At 49.0% G+C, this 16,894-nt stretch carries 17 protein-coding genes; 8 read left to right on the top strand and 9 right to left on the bottom strand.

Annotated elements, in window-relative coordinates:
- The first annotated feature begins 150 nt into the window (after window positions 1–150).
- Window positions 151–882, top strand: coding sequence for an ROK family protein (locus GA003_11295; GenBank protein ID QXD26629.1), 732 nt, complete (start codon window positions 151–153; stop codon window positions 880–882).
- Window positions 883–900: 18 nt separating this feature from the next.
- Here the strand turns inward: GA003_11295 and GA003_11290 are convergent, their stop codons facing one another.
- The 4 genes from GA003_11290 to GA003_11275 form a co-directional block, all read right to left on the bottom strand.
- On the bottom strand, window positions 901–2,028 hold the full coding sequence (locus GA003_11290) for a PAS domain-containing protein (protein QXD26628.1): 1,128 nt from the start codon (window positions 2,026–2,028) through the stop codon (window positions 901–903).
- Between the two features lie 83 nt (window positions 2,029–2,111).
- The gene (locus tag GA003_11285; GenBank protein QXD26627.1) at window positions 2,112–3,668 is read right to left on the bottom strand and encodes a response regulator; all 1,557 of its coding nucleotides are present in this window, start codon (window positions 3,666–3,668) and stop codon (window positions 2,112–2,114) included.
- 61 nt (window positions 3,669–3,729) lie between these two features.
- Complete coding sequence (locus tag GA003_11280) at window positions 3,730–4,578, bottom strand: LOG family protein (protein ID QXD26626.1); 849 nt, start codon at window positions 4,576–4,578, stop codon at window positions 3,730–3,732.
- A 101-nt stretch (window positions 4,579–4,679) separates the two neighbouring features.
- Window positions 4,680–4,883 (bottom strand): hypothetical protein, encoded by a 204-nt coding sequence (locus GA003_11275; GenBank protein QXD26625.1) that lies wholly within the window; start codon window positions 4,881–4,883, stop codon window positions 4,680–4,682.
- 463 nt (window positions 4,884–5,346) lie between these two features.
- On the opposite strand from GA003_11275, the gene GA003_11270 reads away from it, so the two are divergent.
- The 4 genes from GA003_11270 (at window position 5,347) to GA003_11255 (ending at window position 7,541) form a co-directional block, all read left to right on the top strand.
- Window positions 5,347–5,862, top strand: coding sequence for an NAD(P)-binding domain-containing protein (locus GA003_11270; GenBank protein QXD26624.1), 516 nt, complete (start codon window positions 5,347–5,349; stop codon window positions 5,860–5,862).
- Window positions 5,863–5,997: 135 nt separating this feature from the next.
- Complete coding sequence (locus GA003_11265; protein ID QXD26623.1) at window positions 5,998–6,555, top strand: SET domain-containing protein-lysine N-methyltransferase; 558 nt, start codon at window positions 5,998–6,000, stop codon at window positions 6,553–6,555.
- Window positions 6,555–7,010, top strand: coding sequence for a D-tyrosyl-tRNA(Tyr) deacylase (gene dtd, locus GA003_11260; protein QXD26622.1), 456 nt, complete (start codon window positions 6,555–6,557; stop codon window positions 7,008–7,010). Before GA003_11265 ends, dtd begins: the two co-directional genes overlap by 1 nt.
- A 72-nt stretch (window positions 7,011–7,082) precedes the next feature.
- Window positions 7,083–7,541, top strand: coding sequence for a DNA-3-methyladenine glycosylase (locus GA003_11255; GenBank protein QXD30417.1), 459 nt, complete (start codon window positions 7,083–7,085; stop codon window positions 7,539–7,541).
- 190 nt (window positions 7,542–7,731) lie between these two features.
- Here the strand turns inward: GA003_11255 and GA003_11250 are convergent, their stop codons facing one another.
- The 4 genes from GA003_11250 to GA003_11235 are packed head-to-tail and all read right to left on the bottom strand — an operon-like array spanning window position 7,732 to window position 12,346.
- Complete coding sequence (locus tag GA003_11250; GenBank protein ID QXD26621.1) at window positions 7,732–8,967, bottom strand: DUF1501 domain-containing protein; 1,236 nt, start codon at window positions 8,965–8,967, stop codon at window positions 7,732–7,734.
- A gap of 10 nt (window positions 8,968–8,977) precedes the next feature.
- Entirely contained in the window at window positions 8,978–10,468 is a 1,491-nt protein-coding gene (locus GA003_11245; protein ID QXD26620.1) for a DUF1800 domain-containing protein, read from the bottom strand.
- A 60-nt stretch (window positions 10,469–10,528) separates the two neighbouring features.
- Window positions 10,529–11,668 (bottom strand): alanine racemase, encoded by a 1,140-nt coding sequence (alr, locus tag GA003_11240; protein ID QXD26619.1) that lies wholly within the window; start codon window positions 11,666–11,668, stop codon window positions 10,529–10,531.
- Between the two features lie 9 nt (window positions 11,669–11,677).
- Complete coding sequence (locus tag GA003_11235; GenBank protein ID QXD26618.1) at window positions 11,678–12,346, bottom strand: hypothetical protein; 669 nt, start codon at window positions 12,344–12,346, stop codon at window positions 11,678–11,680.
- 164 nt (window positions 12,347–12,510) lie between these two features.
- Between GA003_11235 and tig the strand changes: the two genes are divergently transcribed.
- From tig to clpX, 3 genes are read left to right on the top strand one after another with little or no spacing between them, the layout of a single operon-like run.
- The gene (gene tig, locus GA003_11230) at window positions 12,511–13,842 is read left to right on the top strand and encodes a trigger factor (protein ID QXD26617.1); all 1,332 of its coding nucleotides are present in this window, start codon (window positions 12,511–12,513) and stop codon (window positions 13,840–13,842) included.
- Window positions 13,843–14,448, top strand: a complete 606-nt coding sequence (locus GA003_11225) for an ATP-dependent Clp protease proteolytic subunit (GenBank protein ID QXD26616.1) — start codon at window positions 13,843–13,845, stop codon at window positions 14,446–14,448. It abuts the gene before it with no gap.
- 6 nt (window positions 14,449–14,454) lie between these two features.
- Complete coding sequence (gene clpX / locus GA003_11220) at window positions 14,455–15,786, top strand: ATP-dependent Clp protease ATP-binding subunit ClpX (protein QXD26615.1); 1,332 nt, start codon at window positions 14,455–14,457, stop codon at window positions 15,784–15,786.
- Between the two features lie 11 nt (window positions 15,787–15,797).
- Here the strand turns inward: clpX and GA003_11215 are convergent, their stop codons facing one another.
- Window positions 15,798–16,868, bottom strand: a complete 1,071-nt coding sequence (locus GA003_11215) for a M20/M25/M40 family metallo-hydrolase (protein QXD26614.1) — start codon at window positions 16,866–16,868, stop codon at window positions 15,798–15,800.
- Window positions 16,869–16,894: the final 26 nt, after the last annotated feature.

Genomic DNA, 16,894 nt, shown 5'->3' with positions numbered 1-16,894 from the left:
CGGGTTGGTCGATTTGTTCGACAAAAACGACAGTGTTTCCCACACCTGATTCGAATCGCCGTTTTCGTACGGCGGTTTTTCTTTTTACCAGAGAATAATGGTTGCTCATGCGAGGGTCTGATCACATAAGTTTGCCCTTAAGTATAGGAAATGAAAGTGTTGGGCATCGATGTAGGAGGATCTGGTATTAAGGGAGCGATTGTTGATCTCAATCGTGGCCAACTGGTAACCGATCGAATTCGTTATGTGACTCCAAAATACGCTCGACCGAGAGCCGTCGCCTTGAAGATTGCCAAGATTGCTTCAAAGCTGGAATGGACGGGGAAGATTGGTGTCGGTTTTCCAGCGGCGATTAAAAATAACGTAGCCTTGTCGGCATCCAATATTGCTCAGGCATGGATGGGTAAGGATGCTGGAGAATTGATCTCCCATGCAACAGGCTCAAAGGTGACTTTGCTGAATGATGCGGATGCCGCCGCCATAGCTGAATTCGAATATGGCGGTCAAAAAATGAACCAGGGCTTGGTTATTTTTATAACGATTGGAACAGGGTTGGGGACCGCGTTTATAAATAAGGGAGTGCTGGTGCCTAATCTGGAGCTGGGGCATTTATACCTTAAGAATAAAGGCGATGGTGAGTGGTATGCGTCCAATGCTGCGCGCGAACGAAACAATCTTTCGTGGAAAGTGTGGGCCCGGCGATTTAATCACTACCTGGATGCCATGGAATCCCTCTTTCAGCCGGATCAATTTGTGATTGGCGGAGGTATTTCCAAGCGACCGGAACTCTTCATGGAGTACATTAGTATTAAAACGCCCATTCGAATGGCTACGCTGAAAAATGAAGCGGGAATTATAGGTGCCGCTTTGGCCGCCCGTTGATTCAAGGGACGCTAGGCCCTACATTCCGATGCCAGTGCAGAGAATGTAGCTGATCTCATCCGAATCCTCACGGATCGCTGAGTTGCACCAACGGATTTTTATATCTCCATCGGATTTTGTATTCCAGCTGCAATCGAAACTCATTTCGTCATCCGTGCCGTTCAAGCTCTTGAACGACTCTGATGTTTTTGCTGAATCTTTCTCGTTGCTACAGAGTTCCCAGAAATACTTGTCGACTGCTTCCCCTTTTTCGAGGCCGGTAACGCTGAGTGCCTTTGAGTTAAGGCGAATGATTCTGCCTTCCGCGTCCGTGACCACCAACAGAGCCGCCAGAGAATCTAATACTGCGGGAACCACATCGTCCCGGTAATCTGTCTCCGTTTCGATACGATCGCTCGCATCCCGAAAGACCATGACTGCTCCTTGTACGCCTTTGATTTCGTCGAGAATGAGTGAAGCCGTTTCGTCTACCGTAAAAACTTTTCCGCCACGTGCCACCAAAACAGCTTCTCCATGACGCCGGACGGTTTCGCAGGTTTCCAAAGCCATATGGATGGGAGTTGGGAGGTCTTCGCCTGTATGAGCATCACAGGTGGTATAAACTTGGGTGTAAATTCTACCGGTAGCATCTGAGGCCTTCCACCCGGTCAGGCGCTCGGCGGCCTGATTCATAGTCAAAATTCGGTAGGAAGAATCTACAGCGATCAAAGCTTCATGCACGCTCGCTACTGTAGTGGACAGCCAGCGCTGACTCTCCTGGATTTTGCTAAGCATGGAGTGCTTATGAAGGGCTATTTCAACGGCAATCTGCAGGTCACGTTGATCAAAGGGTTTGAGCACATAGCCATAGGGTTCCGTGATCTTGGCTCGTTCCAGGGTTTGTGGGTCGGAGTAGGCGGTCAGGTAGACGACGGGGATGCCATATTGTTCTCTAACAATCTCGGCCGCTTGAATGCCATCCACAACGCCAGCCAGCATGATATCCATCAAAACCAGATCGGGTGTAAGCTCACGGGCCTTCTCTATGGCGTCTTCTCCTGTACTGCATATTGCGAGCACGTCATAATCCAGGCTTTTTAGGTAGTCCTTGATGTCTTCGGCTGTGATGCCTTCGTCTTCAACGATCAGTATTTTTGCTTTCGTCATGAGAAAAGTGAAAGTGCTAAGCTGGGGAACATATTTGATTGTACCAGATTTAAACCGTATCCGGAGTCGGGTTTCAACTCTAATCAAGGTTCGAAAACCAGTTTAAATTGAGCTCCATTGTCGCAATTGATTTCCAGTTGGCCACCAATCTGTCGAGTGAGAGTTCTGACGATTTTCAGGCCCAGGGTTTCGCTCGCATCGATGTCAATGTCTTCACTGAAACCACAGCCATTGTCGCGGACGATCAATGTAAGCTTATCATCCTTGGTCTCCGCTAAAATGCGGATCTCGCCATCTTCTGAGTTTTCGAACGCATATTTAATAGAATTGGTAACCAGCTCATTCACAATCAGCGCGCAGGGAATGGCTTTGGTGAGGCTCAAGTAAATGTCCTTAAACTCTACCTGGCTGGAAATGCGTTTGGGGCCGAACTCAAACGTTCGAAATACCTGACGGAGCAATAGTTTCAGGTAATCGGCCAGATCGATTTCCGAGACATCATCCTGTTTATAGAGCTGCTCATGGATCAGGGCGATCGAACGGATGCGGTTCTGGCTCTCTCGAAGCATCGGGACCAACGCGGCGCTTTGTGATTCTCGCCCTTGCATGCGTAGGAGGCTTTGAATCACTTGCAGGTTATTTTTTACCCGATGGTGAACTTCCCGGAGGAGGATCTGTTTTTCGTCCAAAGAACGCTGTATGTAATCCTCGTTGTGTTTCTGGCGAGTGACATCCATGCCCACGATAAAGTAACCGAGCATCTTTCCGAAGGCGCCCGTATGTGGAGTTAGCATGATGTGATACCATTCTGTGTGGCCGTCCTCATCGGTGCGGTGGTGCTCAAAGTCTTGAGCTTCACCGTTCAGTGCCGCTTCTCGTTGCTCCCGGAAAGCATCCCCCAAGTGCTCCTTCATCGACTTACCCAGCAAATCTTCCTCTGTGCATTGAAAAATTTTCTGGTAGTATTGATTGGCAAAGCGATAGCAATCCTCCTCGTCCATGTAGGCGATAAAGGCTGGGTTGGCGTCCATGATCATTCGATTGAAACGGGCACTTTCTCGAACTTGTCTCTCCGCCTTGCGCCGTTCTTCAATCTCAACGAGTAGTCGCTCGTTAGTAATGATGAGATTGCGGGTGCGTTCTTCCACCAGTTTTTCCAACTGGTCGGTCATGACCTGCAGTTGGGTATTCTTAACTTCCAGGTCAATGCGCTGATTCTCCAATCGTTTGTGGAGGTTTACCTTATCGATCGCATTTTCCAAAGCGCGGTTGAGGTTTTCCGCGGTCAAATCTGATTTGGAGAGGTAATCGTGAGCACCTGCTTGAAGGGCTTTTACGGCATCTGCCTCGCTGCCGCGGCCGGTTAACATAATGATGGGGCAGACGTCTCGGCCATGTGCCTTATGAAACCGTTTGAGGAATTCCAAACCATCCATGTCGGGTAAATGCAGGTCGAGGAGGATGCAATCAATCGGCTCTTGTCCGTAGCGCTTTAGGCCGGCCTCACCTGATTCCTCTTCCAAGAAGCGTTTATTAAACGCTGTCATTTCTCCGATAAATTTGCGGTAGCGCGATCGGTCGGCGTCGCTGTCTTCGACGATGAGGACAGTTCTTGTTTCGGGATCCGTGGAGATTTCCATGGTTTCTTACTGAAATAGATACGGCCAAGTTATCAACCCCAGCCTTGAAAAAGGTCGAGGGTTAGGAATTTGGTAATAATCGGTCTTGGTCTATAGAGGCTTTCAAATGCGCTTCGGCCTCATCGACAGAATCGACGATTTTGAAAAGATCCAAGTCACCTGGCGAGATGTAGCCCCATTCTTCCAGGGCCTCAAAATCAAATAAGCGAGTCCAGTAGTCTTTTCCGTAGAGGACAACCGGGGCTCCTTCTTCGAGCTTATTGGTTTGAGTGAGGGTGAGGAGCTCGAATAATTCATCCATAGTCCCAAACCCTCCAGGAAATGCTACCAGGGCTTTTGCCAAGAAAAGGAACCAGTATTTCCGGACAAAGAAGTAGTGGAATTCAAAATTCAGTTCCGGTGAGATATATGGATTGTGGTGTTGCTCGAAGGGGAGGGAGATATTCAGGCCGATATTTTTGGCGCCTGCATCGAACGCTCCACGGTTGGCAGCTTCCATGATGCCTGGACCTCCGCCAGAGCAAATGTGCAGGCTCTTACCATCGGAGAGACTCTCAGACCACGTGGCCATACGTTTTGCGAGCTCTCGGCAATCTCCGTAGTATTTGGACTGAGCGAGGTCCCTCTTCGCAAGCTTGAGCTCCTGCTCTTCCTCATGATTCAGTGACTCTCGATCCGCCAGTGTTGCCTCCAGATTCTCCAAGTTTTTCTGAGCGACTTCGGGGGCTTTGGTGCGAGCGGAACCGAAAATGACGATGGTATTTTGCACGCCATGTTCCTGAAACCGGTACTTGGGTTCCAGCAATTCGCAGTTAACACGGATAGTTCGAGCTTCAGGGCCATGGAGAAACTCATGATTGTCATAAGCTTTAAAGGGCCAGCCTTCGGGAAACGAGTCTGAGGAATTCATGGGCGATATGGATTGAGAATAGGACGTTGTATTCTCCTAGTCTGGGTGCACCTCATTCCTTTGTCAAAGACGAGTATCGATTTTGAAGCGCCTGGGGGCTCTTAGAAAAGTGTGAAGGCTTGCGCGCTTTCGATGACTATCCAGCCGAAGATCAATCCGGCGATGAGTAGGGACATGCGAGCCCAGACTGCTTTGCGACGCATCTTCCGTTCGTGCTTATCCAAACTGACACGGCGAAACTTACTCGTTTCCAGGAACGTAACAAACTGCGGGTTGATGAGTTTGCTGCGAAGATTGGTACGCATAAATGAGACCGGCCCTCGCCGTTTGCGGCGCAGGAAAAAAGGTTTCAATATGACGTGCAGTATGGGTTTCACTTTCCGTTGTTTGAGTAACTCGTTAAGTAGGGAATTTTATACGTGCAGATATCCCTTGCAGCAAAGCCTTAAACGGAAAGTTATTAACATTTGGAGCTTTCCCTGATGGTCACTTGGGGTTCCCCCTGATGGGTCTATCTTCCACTTACCTGAATCGCAGCTGTTTCATCTCCTCGCCGCTTGTGGCGTTGCTGTTTTCTGCGGTGTATGTGTCGTTCCTCGGTACATCGAGCCCAAAGCCCGAAAGGTTGATTTCCGTGATAACTCACTGCGGTGATCCTCAGGCGACGGCTTTCCCTGAGGTGGCGATCTTAAGGCGAAGATATTCATTTCGATCCTTTTAACTTAGGAAAGAGTTCATTTAGTCTACGGATTAAATAAATTTATACATATGAACTTCTGTGTTTTGGGTGCAGATGCCTGGGGAACCGCCCTGGCTATTAAGCTTATTCAACAAGGTCATTCGGTTACCTTGGTGCCGGATCAAATGGATGCCGCCATGGAGCTAGCCTCCTCGCGCGTAAATAGCGTTCATCTCCTGGGATGCACTTTACCGCTGCAATTGCAGATCGGCTTTGAAGTGAAGCCGGTACTCATGGAGGCCGATGTGGTTGTTCTTGCTGTCCCAAGTGAGCAATTGAGAAGTCAGTGCGAAGCAGTCGCTAGTTATATGGATTCATCCGTCGCTTTGAAATTGGCAATTGTCTTGGGTCCTGGGTTCGAGGATGAGCTGTTTGTGCAGTTGGGTGAATTGGTGGAAACGTTTCTACCCGGAGTTCCTTATGCTGAACTTACGACCACGGGAACTCCTGAAGAGATTGTGCAGGGCAAGGCGGACGTCGTTCGTCTGAGTGGCTCGGGTGACGAGAATTTTCTCACTCAAGTGAAAGAGGCGATTGCCCAATGATGCATCTCATGGAGCGTATAGAGTGGTTGAACTCCGCGCAACCAATTCAAGAATCTTAGACCCCGATACCCGTGGAAACCCTAAAAAAGATTGCCACTGTAATGCGGACTCCCAGAGTCCTTTTTTGACCGAAGAATGGCTAAGACAAAAGATAAGGAAAACAAGTGGGTGTATGTGAAGGATTCAGGGATCCACGGCCGTGGTGTTTTTGCCAAGCGCAAGATTCCCAAAGAGACTAAGATCATGGAATACTTTGGGGAGCGCATCTCCAAAGAAGAGTCTACACGCCGTGGGACTGAGCAGATGGAAATGGCCGCTAATGATGACTCAGTCGGCGCGGTCTATATTTTTGATTTGAATAAGAAGTGGGATATTGATGGCAATGTGCCCGAAAATATTGCCCGCTTCGCAAATCACAGCTGCGAAGAGAATTGCGAGGCATTCAATATAGATGACCGGATTTTCTATTACACCTCTCGTTCTATAAAAAAGAACGAGGAAATCCTTATCGATTATGGCTATGCGCTGGAGCACTTTTTGGATCATCCCTGCTGTTGTGGGACCAAGAAATGTGTCGGATACATCGTTGCCAAAGATGATCGCAAGAAGCTGAAGAAGATGCGCAATGGTAAAAAGGCGAAATCCGTTGTTAAGGATAAAAAGGAAAAGAAGAAAAAGATGAAGGCTGATTAATGCGGGCTGTTGTTCAGCGTGTGTCCAGAGCCTCGGTTACTGTTGAAGGCGAGCCTAGGGGAACTATCAGTCAGGGATTCGTAGTGTTACTTGGTATCGAGCGGTCGGATACAGAAGCTGATTTGGATTGGCTTGCGAATAAGGTGCCTCAATTGAGAGTGTTTGAGGACGAAGAGGGGAAAATGAACCTCGATCTACTTGTCGTAGATGGTGAGATGATCGTAGTGAGCCAGTTTACACTTTTTGGGAATGTCAGGAAGGGGACTCGACCCTCTTTCAATCGGTCAGCTGCACCTGATCATGCGATTCCCCTGTATGAGGCTTTTATCTCCAAGATGGAAGCTCGATTGGGGAAGATGGTGGTTACTGGAGAATTTGGAGCCATGATGGAAGTTGATCTTGTAAACGACGGCCCCGTGACGCTGGTGATCGATACTCAGGATAAACGATTTTAGAAAGTGTCCTCAAGTAACGTCATTCCTCATTCCTTTTTTGAACGACCTGTTTTGGATATATGCCCAGAGTTGATGGGCCATCATCTTGTTGTTCGGACAGCTGAGGGAGACATTCTAAGAAGTGAGATCAATGAGATCGAAGCCTATGATGGACCTCTGGATAAGGCGTGTCATGCATCCAAAGGTAGAACAGCAAGGACGGAGGTTCTCTATGGCCCAGCAGGTCACTGGTACGTTTACCTGTGTTATGGTGTTCATTGGCTTTTGAATGTGGTTACGGGCCCCAAGGAATATCCAGCAGCCATCCTTATTCGAGGGGTTGGTGATTGGAGTGGTCCGGGAATACTAACTCGGGAGATGAAGATCGATAAGTCTTATCATACTAAACCAGCCATCGAATCGACTGGGCTTTGGTTGGAATTCAATCCGGATCGCACAGAGGAATATACATTTTCTACAGGACCGCGAATCGGAGTGGATTACGCGGGAGAATGGGCGGTAAAACCGTATCGATATCTAGTACCGCGTTAGAATAGAAATGACAAAAGCCTAAGCTAATTTCCTTGAGGCGATGGGGCTCCTGAGAGAAATTATACCTATGCCCCTCGGATTAACTAAGCAGGAGAAACGAGCCTTATCGATTCTGGCTCTGGTGCTTTTACTTTGTTTGGTTGGATTGATCTTATTCTAGCCAACCCTGAGCAAAGTCCACTGGTTGCACCTAGATGAAGGAGAGATGGTCAAACTGACGTCCCAGGACAGATCGGCTGTCGCATTCCAACCACCTATCGAGGACTGTTGAGTAGATGCTTCGGAAGTCGGTTGAGAATTGAAGGTCTTTGTTGTGCTTTAAGTTCAAGTCAGGTGCTTGTCCAACCAGGGTATTCTTGAGTTGTGGCCCCATAACAAAGAGGGGTGCAGCTGTTCCGTGGTCGGTGCCTCCGCTTTCATTTTGGCTAGGCCGACGTCCGAACTCAGAGAAAGTCATGGTGAGCACTTGGTCGTCCAGGCCTCGCTGCTGTAGGTCCTTTTGGAAAGCAGCTAAACTGCTGGAAAGTTCCGTTAGGAGCCTCGCATGGTTGGCTGCCTGACCTTGGTGGGTATCGAAGCCTCCGAGGGATACATAATAGACGCGAGTTGGTAAACTTGACGCAATCAATGAGGCTACATTCTTCAACGAAGTACCGAGGCGATTACCTGGATAGTTCACGGTGGATGAGAATTTGGTGAAGAGCTTCTGGATACGCTCTTCGGTAACCAGCGTGTCCATCATTGTTTGCTTCAGAAAACTGGAGTTGTCTATGACATCCATTTCTCCGGACATCTTATCTAGCAAACCGTAATCCGCGCGGTTGATCCTGCCGGGGCGATTATTGATGCTGAACAGATTATGATTGGTGTCTCCCTGGATGGTGAGGGGTAGTTCATTGCCAAAGCTGATAGCTTCAGGGTCGCCTAAAGCAGGAGTACCGCTGCAATTATTATCCAGGTATCGACCGACCCAACCAGAATCACCAAATTCATGCGCATCCGTTGCGCCTTCCCAGATCTCAGTTGAGCGGAAGTGACTGCGGTTGGGGTTAGGGTAACCGACATTTTGAATGATGGAGAGATTGCCCTCTTTATAGAGCCCCAACATGGACTCACAACTTGGGTGCAGGCCATGATCGTCTGTCAGTTTTAAAGCCGCAGATTTTTTAATGCCCAGGGTGGGGCGTAGTCGGTAGTAATTGGCATCCTCGTAAGGAATGACGGTATTCAACCCATCATTCCCGCCAGCTAGCTGAACAAGAACCAAGATGCGACGATCCGATTCGGGTGATGGAGCGCCCGCTGCTATGGAGTCGCGGAGGAAGCCTGGAATAAACTGGCTGAATGCGAGCAAGCCAGTCCCTTTGGCAGAAGTGCTTAGAAATTCTCTACGAGTGGCCGGAAAATTGAGTGCGTCGTTTTTCATGTCTCTTAAGTTAAGCCAGCTGATAGGCAGGCGATTGCAAAAGGGTGATTGCTACGGTGCGTGTTGCAGGTAGTCCGCGGTTTTGGTTTTGGTTTAGGAACTGAACGAGATCTTTTTCGACCTGCGGGTTCAGTGGATTGACCAGCCATTCGTTGGCTAATGCGGCGACTCGATTCTTCGGATCCAGGTTAAGCCAAGCTTCACCTTGTCTCTTGGTCACAAAGAACTTTCCTTTGCCAGATTCTTTGGCTTTTTCAATCGCCCGTTTTTCATCCCCGTTCATACGACGTTCAGTGGGAGGGTTAAAGAAACTCTCTACGATTTGGCGTCTTTGAATGAGTGTCGCACTATTAATCCAGTGACGGCCTCCGACCCAGCCTCGAACATTGGGTGGGTTAAGCCAGCTCTGTCCCATGCTCCTCAGTGCGTTGATATAAGTTCTTGGAAGCGGAGGAATATCGACATTCAAATCCTGGACCAAGCCGAGGAGAAATTCAAAGGGACTCTTGATTTTGTTTCCTCTAAATTGTGCGCTGAAGAACAAACGTGAAGAAAAGAAGGTGCTCGCCAACCAGGTCAGATCAAAGTCATTGGCTGCCCAGCCATCCCCGAGGCCTTGTAAATATTCGTCAGGGATTACCTCGTCGCTTAGGTAGTGTTTGCAAAGTTCTCTTGGAGTAAAGAGTCGTGCGGCAGGCTGCTGTAATGCCAACTCTATGATGTCGTCACCCGTCCAGTTTCCGGTTTGGCCGAATACCGTTTTTTTCGATGCGTCGTGTTGTGCGTTTACAAACCTGAATTGTCCATCGACTTGCCGATAGCCCGTGAATGCACGAGCGGCTTCTTTGATGTCCTCTTCTGTATAGTTGCCTTCTCCGAGCATGAAGAGTTCGAAGAGCTCTCTCGCAAAATTCTCATTCGGCTTCCCCTTTTTGTTCTGCTGGAGATCCAGGAATTGAACCATGGCGGGAGATTTGCTGATCGCCTTACTAAGAGATCCGAAATCTTTAAACGAGTTCTTCCGGATCGCCATTTGGTACTGATAGAGCATGGCCGGGTTTTTCACCTTCTGTGAGGTGACCACGAACATGTTTTCCCAAAACAGGCCCCATTTCTCAAACGCAGAGTTTTGAGGTTCCGCCGCGTTTTGCAGCCAATTCATCGTCATATCGACGATGGTTTCACGCGATTTTCGTGCGAGTGCCTGGCGTAATTTGCGGCGCTCGGGCTCTTGGAGTCCTTTCTGGCGATCGCGTTGTGTCCGGTAAGCTTCAATGACTTCTATGAGCTTTTCAGGCGGTTGCATGACATGGGCTCCCGCAAATGCATCCCGGATAGAGTTCTTCAAGCCGGATTGCATACATGCTTGAATGGCCTCCTCTGAGGCTGAAAAGCCAATCCTCATCAACAAATGTTTGGCGGCAGCTTCATCCCATGCTGACCTCGGGAGAGGTTTCCAGACGTTCTCTGGCTGAATATTTTTTATCTTAAGGGTATTCATAACAAAGGGTTATTAGGTAACGTCAGAAACAGGTAGCAGGTTTCAAAGGGAAAAATCAAATCACTCTCTGAACGTTTTGTAAACTCTAGTCACGCGTTTGGAAATTGAGCAAAAGCACTCCCAGGGAATAGAATCGCCCCAACCGCAGAATTCAGCGACCGAAATGGTTTCGTCACCTTGTGAGCCGATGAAGGTGGCCTGATCTCCGGCTTCAGGCGCTTCTGGCAGGTCCGTCACATCTACGATTAATTGATCCATGGTTACCCGCCCCAATACCGGGCAGCGCTGGCCAGCGACCAAAACCTCAGCGCGTTTTGTGAAAGGCATGGGTATACCGTCTGCGTATCCTGCCGAGAGGACGGCTAGCTTTGTCGGTCTGCTTAGGGTCGTCAGTCGGCCATAGCTTACAGGACAACCTTTGGGCAGGCTTTTTAGGAGTGAAACGCGGCCGTGGAAGCTGAGAACGGGTTCTGTAGAGACTTGGGCAAAGAGTGAATCGGGGTAGGGGGCGGCTCCGAATTGAAGTAAACCAACGCGGATTGCATTAATAGGGCTACTTCTAACGAAGCTTCGCAGGCTGGCACTATTGTCTGCGTGGATCATGCAGTCGCTTAGATCAAACTGATCCTCGATCACTTTGAGCGTATCTATAAAGCGGTTACGCTGAAGCTCGGTGAAGTCAGGGTCGGTTGGGGCAGAGCTAAAATGGGTAAATACGCCGTCGAGTTGCAGGTTCTGGGCAACACGGATTGCATCAAGCATGGGTTGAAGGTCTTCGTGCCAGACTCCAAGTCGCCCCATGCCAGTGTCGATCTTGAGGTGTACTTTGAGGAGTTTGTTTCTTTCGGCAGCCTTCGTATTTAGACGCTCTACCTCCTCCAGGTTGGAAAGGGTGGGAATCAATGCATGATTGAAAAGCTGATCGTCTTCCTGGGGGAGGACGGCTGATAAAACCAGAATGGGCCAGCCCGAACCGATTTCCCTGAGTTGGGCCGCCTCCGTTACGTTGGCCACGGCAAACATGTCTGCACCGCATTGCATCAAACGAGTAGCGGTCTGAGCAATTCCATGACCATAGGCATCAGCCTTCACGACAGCCACATACCGGATGTGGTCAGGAAGAGCAGCGCGGATTTTGTGCAAATTGCGTTCAAGAGCCGCTAGATCAATTTCTGCCCAACTTCGGGCCTGGTCTTGCATACTCACGATTCAGCGGTGCCGGTTGGGAGTCCATTTCTGGAACTCCGTTGTCGTGGTTTGAAAGATCTCGGGCTTTTCTACCTTTCTCAGGGACGCAAGAAAATGGGGCTGTGAGCCTAAAGCCTCCAAATCATAGTCGATCAACTCTGCGCCGGGAGGCATTCCGGGAGAATGAATGCGTTGCTTAATAAAGTACCGTTTCTCCGGCCTATCGCTCAGTTCCTCCGCAGAAGCGACTCGAATCTCATCAGAATCAGTTTCCTGGTCGAACCGTAAGGCATTCCAGCTGTTCTTTCTAAGATCCGAAAGAACGGTAAATGTATTTTCATCCTTTCGCTCCAATGCGATCAGCATGCCAGTTGCTTCCAAGCTCCGGTAGGTATAAATGGTCTGAACATTAGGGCTAATACTTACCCAGGTTCTCAGTGCCATGGAGTTGATCCGAATACCCAGTGTGGACCCAGGTCCTTCGCAATATACGAACGATTGGAGCTCTTCTAATTGTAGGTTTGTTTCCGCCAGTAACTGCTTAACCGCCTCAAAAAGCTTGGTTCCAGTCTCTCCTTCCAGCTTCACGTAAGCTAACCACCCGTGTTCTCCGAGGATTCCGGCTCGTACCCCGGGAGCGCTACAATCCGTTAGTAACAACGGATAGGCTATGGTTTGTGGTTCAATCATCTGTATTTCGAAAAATGAGAAAAGGGAGCCGCCTCCTTGAAATCAACGTCAAAGCGAACGGCTTAAAAATCAAGTGTTTAACGACCTATTTAGTCATTGACCCAGTCATTTAGGAAATAATCATAAAGCGCTTTTTTATCCATATTGAACCGTAGAAATTTACCGTGAGCATACAAGTAGAGGAAGTAAGCGAATCCAGAAAGAAAGTCATCGTCTCCGTTGACTCCAAGGATATCGCAATTGAGCAAAAGAAACTACTGGGACAGTTTTCCCAACAGGTCCGCATTCCCGGCTTTCGCCCAGGTAAAGCGCCGGAGGCCATGATCCTGAAAAAATACGGAAAAGATGTGGCCGAAGAGCTAAAGCGTAAGGTCGTCTCTGAGGCTTATGAGAAGGTGACAAAGCACGATGATTTCAAGGTCTTCAATATTGTGGACATGAAAGAAGGGGATATCGAGTCCGGTAAGGATGCCTCCATCGAATTCACCGTAGATGTAGATCCCGAGTTCGATCTTCCGGAATATAAAGGTATCGCGGTTACAGTCCCTGAATTTGAGGTCACGGAGAAGGACATTGAAGAAACCGTATACACCATGCGTTCCCAACGGGCTGACTTTGTTGAAAAGGAAGACGGCGCGGCTGCAACAGACTATGTTCAGCTTGGCTATGAAGGATTTCTCGACGACAAACCGCTAGCGGAAACGCTGACCGATCAACCCTTGCTGACCAAACAGGCTTCTACTTGGGAAGAAGCAGGCACCGATCGTGCCGATTTTCCTGGATTGGCTGAGGGGCTTGTAGGGCTTAAGAAAGGCGACGAGAAGGAAATCACTGTAAACTTCCCAGACGACTTTCGCGTGGAAGATCTCCAGGGAAAGACGGTAGTTTATAAAGTGAATATTTCGGAAGTGAGAGAAAAGAAGCTCCCGGAATTGGATGAAGAGTTCCTCAAGGCTAACAACGCCGAGTCTGAGGAGCAGTTGCGCGAAAATGTGGAGAGAGACCTTACAAACCGTAAGCAGCAAGAGTCCGATCAGATCAAGCGCGAGCAGATCATCAATTTCCTGAGTGAAAACTCAGAAGTGGCATTGCCTCAATCTGCGGTGGAAAGTGAAGCCATGCGCATCCTCCAAGGCATGCTCCAGCAGCAAGCTCAGTCTCAACAGGCTGATGAGAACCCCGAGGCTACTCAGGCTGCGATGAAAGAGGAGGCGAGCAAACAGGCTGAGCGCCGGGTCAAGGTCAACCTGATCCTCAATAGGGTAGCTGAAGCCGAGAGTATTCAACCGGAAGACCAGGATTTTCAAATGCAGATCTTCCAAGAAGCGATGTATACGCAGCAAAAACCTGAGCAAATTGCTAAAGAGTTAAGAAAAGACCAGGCCCGCTTGCGTTCGATGCATGAATCCATACTGATAAACAAGACACTTGATTTTCTAGTCGAACAATCTAGCGTCTCTGAAACCATCGACCAACCCGAAGAGGAGAAGAAATAAGTGAGTTTTTACGTACCCAACGTTATCGAAAATACCGGCCGTGGCGAACGTGCCATGGATATTTATAGCCGGCTGTTGAAGGACCGTATCGTGTTTATTGGTACACCCATCGACGACACTATTGCCAACTTGGTGATCGCCCAATTGCTCTTCCTTGAAATGGAAGACCCGAAAAAGGATATCAATCTCTACATCAACTCCCCTGGAGGAGTAGTTACCGGAGGCATGGCCGTATACGATACGATCAACCTTCTGAGCTGCGATGTGGTTACTTACTGTGTCGGAATGGCCGCCAGTATGGCGACTGTGCTTTTGGCTGCCGGAACTCCCGGTAAGCGTTATGCCCTGCCAAACAGTCGTGTGATGATTCACCAACCTTCCGGTGGAGCAGGTGGACAAACTTCGGATATCACCATTGCCGCTCGCGAGATCAATCGCTGGAAACAAACTTTGAATCAGGTTATTTCCAAGCACACTGGAAAAACCGAAGAGCAAGTTGAAAAAGACTCTGACCGCGATTACTACATGACCGCTGATGAAGCCAAGGAATATGGCATCGTCGACAACGTCATAGAAGTAAGGGAAGAAGTCGAAAAAGCATCTTAATCGTTTATGGCCAAATCTACCAAGTTAACCTTTTGTTCTTTCTGCGGTAAGTCGCAGAATGAAGTCCGCAAGATGATTGCGGGACCTGGTGGAGTGTACATTTGTGATTCCTGCGTGAATGTGTGTAAGACCGTAATTGATCGCGAGGTCAAAGCGGCACAACCTCAGGAGTCTGTTCCCTTCAAGCTGCTCAAGCCTCAGCAAATTAATTCTGAGCTTAACTTGCACGTCGTTGGTCAGGAACACGCGAAGAAGGTGTTATCGGTTGCGGTATACAATCACTACAAGCGGTTGATGCACCGTAACCAATCTCACGATCGTAAGATCGATGAGTCGTTGATTGATGTTGAGATTGAGAAGAGCAACATTCTAATGATTGGTCCGACAGGAAGTGGTAAAACCTACCTGGCTCGGACGTTGGCGAAACTTTTAGATGTGCCTTTCGCGATCGCGGATGCCACCACTCTTACAGAAGCTGGTTACGTAGGTGAGGACGTTGAGAATATTGTTCTTCGCCTCCTTCAGTCTGCAAACTACGACGTTAAGAAAGCTGAGTGCGGTATTATCTATGTAGATGAAATCGATAAGATTGGCCGTAAGACGGACAATGTATCGATCACTCGGGATGTATCCGGTGAAGGGGTACAGCAGGCATTGCTTAAAATCCTGGAAGGAACGATTTGTAATGTTCCGCCTCAAGGTGGACGCAAGCACCCCAATCAGGAATACGTTCAGGTCAACACGGAGAACATCTTGTTTGTGTGTGGTGGGGCGTATGTCGGCTTGGAAGAAATTATCAACAAGCGGGTCGGGCAGCGATTCCTCGGCTACAACCAAGCCCATGTGGTGGAAGAAGACAATTCCGCCGAAAGCACGGTTAGTAAACTAGAGCCTGAAGACCTGGTGAAGTTCGGAATGATTCCGGAGTTTATTGGTCGTCTCCCTGTGACTACCGTTCTTGAAGAGCTTTCAGCTGAAGACCTGCAAAAGATTTTAAAAGACACCAAGAACGCACTTGTGAAGCAGTATGAAAAATTGTTCGTACTAGATGGTGTTCAGCTCCGGTTCAATAACGACGCTCTTAAAGGTATCGCTGAGCAGGCCAAAAAACTCAAGACGGGTGCGCGTGCTCTTCGCTCCATTATGGAGAAGATCATGCTGGATGTCATGTATGAGTTACCTCACTTCGAAGATGTCGAAGAAGTCGTCATTACTGCCGGCGTTGTAGACGGCAAACGGAAGCCACAGATCAATCGTAAGCCCAAAGAGGCAAAAAAGAAAGCTGCTACCAAGGCTGCAGAGTCCGAATCTGAGACGGAGCCGAAGGACGCAGCTTAAGTTCTGCTTTTCTAAACGATGCCTCGGTCGCCTTTTTTCAGCGTCTTTATCCAGGCTACAAGTAGTTGGATGCAGGCTTCGAGATCTTCGAGATCAACCATCTCGCTGGGTGTGTGCATGTAGCGCAGAGGAATGCCGATTGCACCTGTGGCTACTCCGGGACCGGCGACCTGAATAGAGCGCGAGTCGTTTCCGATAAGGCCTCGTTCAGCTTCAATTTGATAGGGGATGTTCTCTTGCTCAGCCACATCGATCAGAGATTCGCAAACGAGTGGATTGAGTTGTGGTCCGCGCGAAATGATTGCGCCACCTCCCATTTTGAATGCTCCGAACTGTTTATTGTCGGCGTCTGGAAAATCAGTTGCGTGGCTCACATCGATAGCGATCCCATAGTTTGGAGCTACGGCAAAGGTAGAGGTAGCGGCACCCCGAACTCCTATTTCTTCTTGAGCGGTGCCCACAGAAACCACCTTGGCCGCGAGGGATGATTCCTCTGCCAATCGTCTTAAAACTTCTCCGGCGATGTAGGCTCCCGTCTTGTTGTCGAAGGCACGAGCTGAGCCGACTGAGCCATTGATCATTTCAAACTCGTGGTCGTAGGTGACTGTGTCTCCCACACGAACGAGTGCTTCGGCCTCCTTCTTATTGGCGACGCCAAGATCGATCCACATGTTGTGGATTTTTGGTACTTTCTCGCGCTCACTGGTATCCATGAGGTGAACGGCACGCTTTCCGGTTACTCCCTTTACAATGCCGTTCTTGGTTTTGATGCGAACGCGACGACCCGAGATCATGATGCGGTCGTGGCCGCCGATAGTGTCGAAGAACAGGTAGCCGCAGTCATCAATGTATTTGATGATAAAGCCCAGCTCGTCCAGGTGCCCGGCAAGCAGGACAGACGGATCGCCCTCAGGGTTGAGGGTGGCGATGCGGTTGCCTAACACGTCTTTTTCATAAAGATCAGACTTAGGCTCCATGAATTTATCAAAAACAACTTGGGCTTCTGCTTCATTCCCGGAAGGAGAGCGGCTGGCGAGTAGTTCTCTTAGAAAGTCTGGTACTTGATAATCGGAATTGGACATGCAGAGGAGTGTGGAGTTGTTGCGAG

This window comes from Opitutia bacterium ISCC 52 (assembly GCA_014529675.2).
GTDB lineage: Bacteria > Verrucomicrobiota > Verrucomicrobiia > Opitutales > UBA2995 > UBA2995.
Note: the sequence above shows the minus strand (reverse complement) of the source record. Positions and strands in the feature narration are given on the sequence as shown.

Bases quoted from the DNA above. Each gene is read 5' to 3' on its own strand.
- GA003_11295 (QXD26629.1), top strand. From the start codon at position 151: ATGAAAGTGTTGGGCATCGATGTAGGAGGATCTGGTATTAAGGGAGCG.
- GA003_11290 (QXD26628.1), bottom strand. From the start codon at position 2,028: ATGACGAAAGCAAAAATACTGATCGTTGAAGACGAAGGCATCACAGCC.
- GA003_11285 (QXD26627.1), bottom strand. From the start codon at position 3,668: ATGGAAATCTCCACGGATCCCGAAACAAGAACTGTCCTCATCGTCGAA.
- GA003_11280 (QXD26626.1), bottom strand. From the start codon at position 4,578: ATGAATTCCTCAGACTCGTTTCCCGAAGGCTGGCCCTTTAAAGCTTAT.
- GA003_11275 (QXD26625.1), bottom strand. From the start codon at position 4,883: ATGCGTACCAATCTTCGCAGCAAACTCATCAACCCGCAGTTTGTTACG.
- GA003_11270 (QXD26624.1), top strand. From the start codon at position 5,347: ATGAACTTCTGTGTTTTGGGTGCAGATGCCTGGGGAACCGCCCTGGCT.
- GA003_11265 (QXD26623.1), top strand. From the start codon at position 5,998: ATGGCTAAGACAAAAGATAAGGAAAACAAGTGGGTGTATGTGAAGGAT.
- dtd (QXD26622.1), top strand. From the start codon at position 6,555: ATGCGGGCTGTTGTTCAGCGTGTGTCCAGAGCCTCGGTTACTGTTGAA.
- GA003_11255 (QXD30417.1), top strand. From the start codon at position 7,083: ATGGGCCATCATCTTGTTGTTCGGACAGCTGAGGGAGACATTCTAAGA.
- GA003_11250 (QXD26621.1), bottom strand. From the start codon at position 8,967: ATGAAAAACGACGCACTCAATTTTCCGGCCACTCGTAGAGAATTTCTA.
- GA003_11245 (QXD26620.1), bottom strand. From the start codon at position 10,468: ATGAATACCCTTAAGATAAAAAATATTCAGCCAGAGAACGTCTGGAAA.
- alr (QXD26619.1), bottom strand. From the start codon at position 11,668: ATGCAAGACCAGGCCCGAAGTTGGGCAGAAATTGATCTAGCGGCTCTT.
- GA003_11235 (QXD26618.1), bottom strand. From the start codon at position 12,346: ATGATTGAACCACAAACCATAGCCTATCCGTTGTTACTAACGGATTGT.
- clpX (QXD26615.1), top strand. From the start codon at position 14,455: ATGGCCAAATCTACCAAGTTAACCTTTTGTTCTTTCTGCGGTAAGTCG.
- GA003_11215 (QXD26614.1), bottom strand. From the start codon at position 16,868: ATGTCCAATTCCGATTATCAAGTACCAGACTTTCTAAGAGAACTACTC.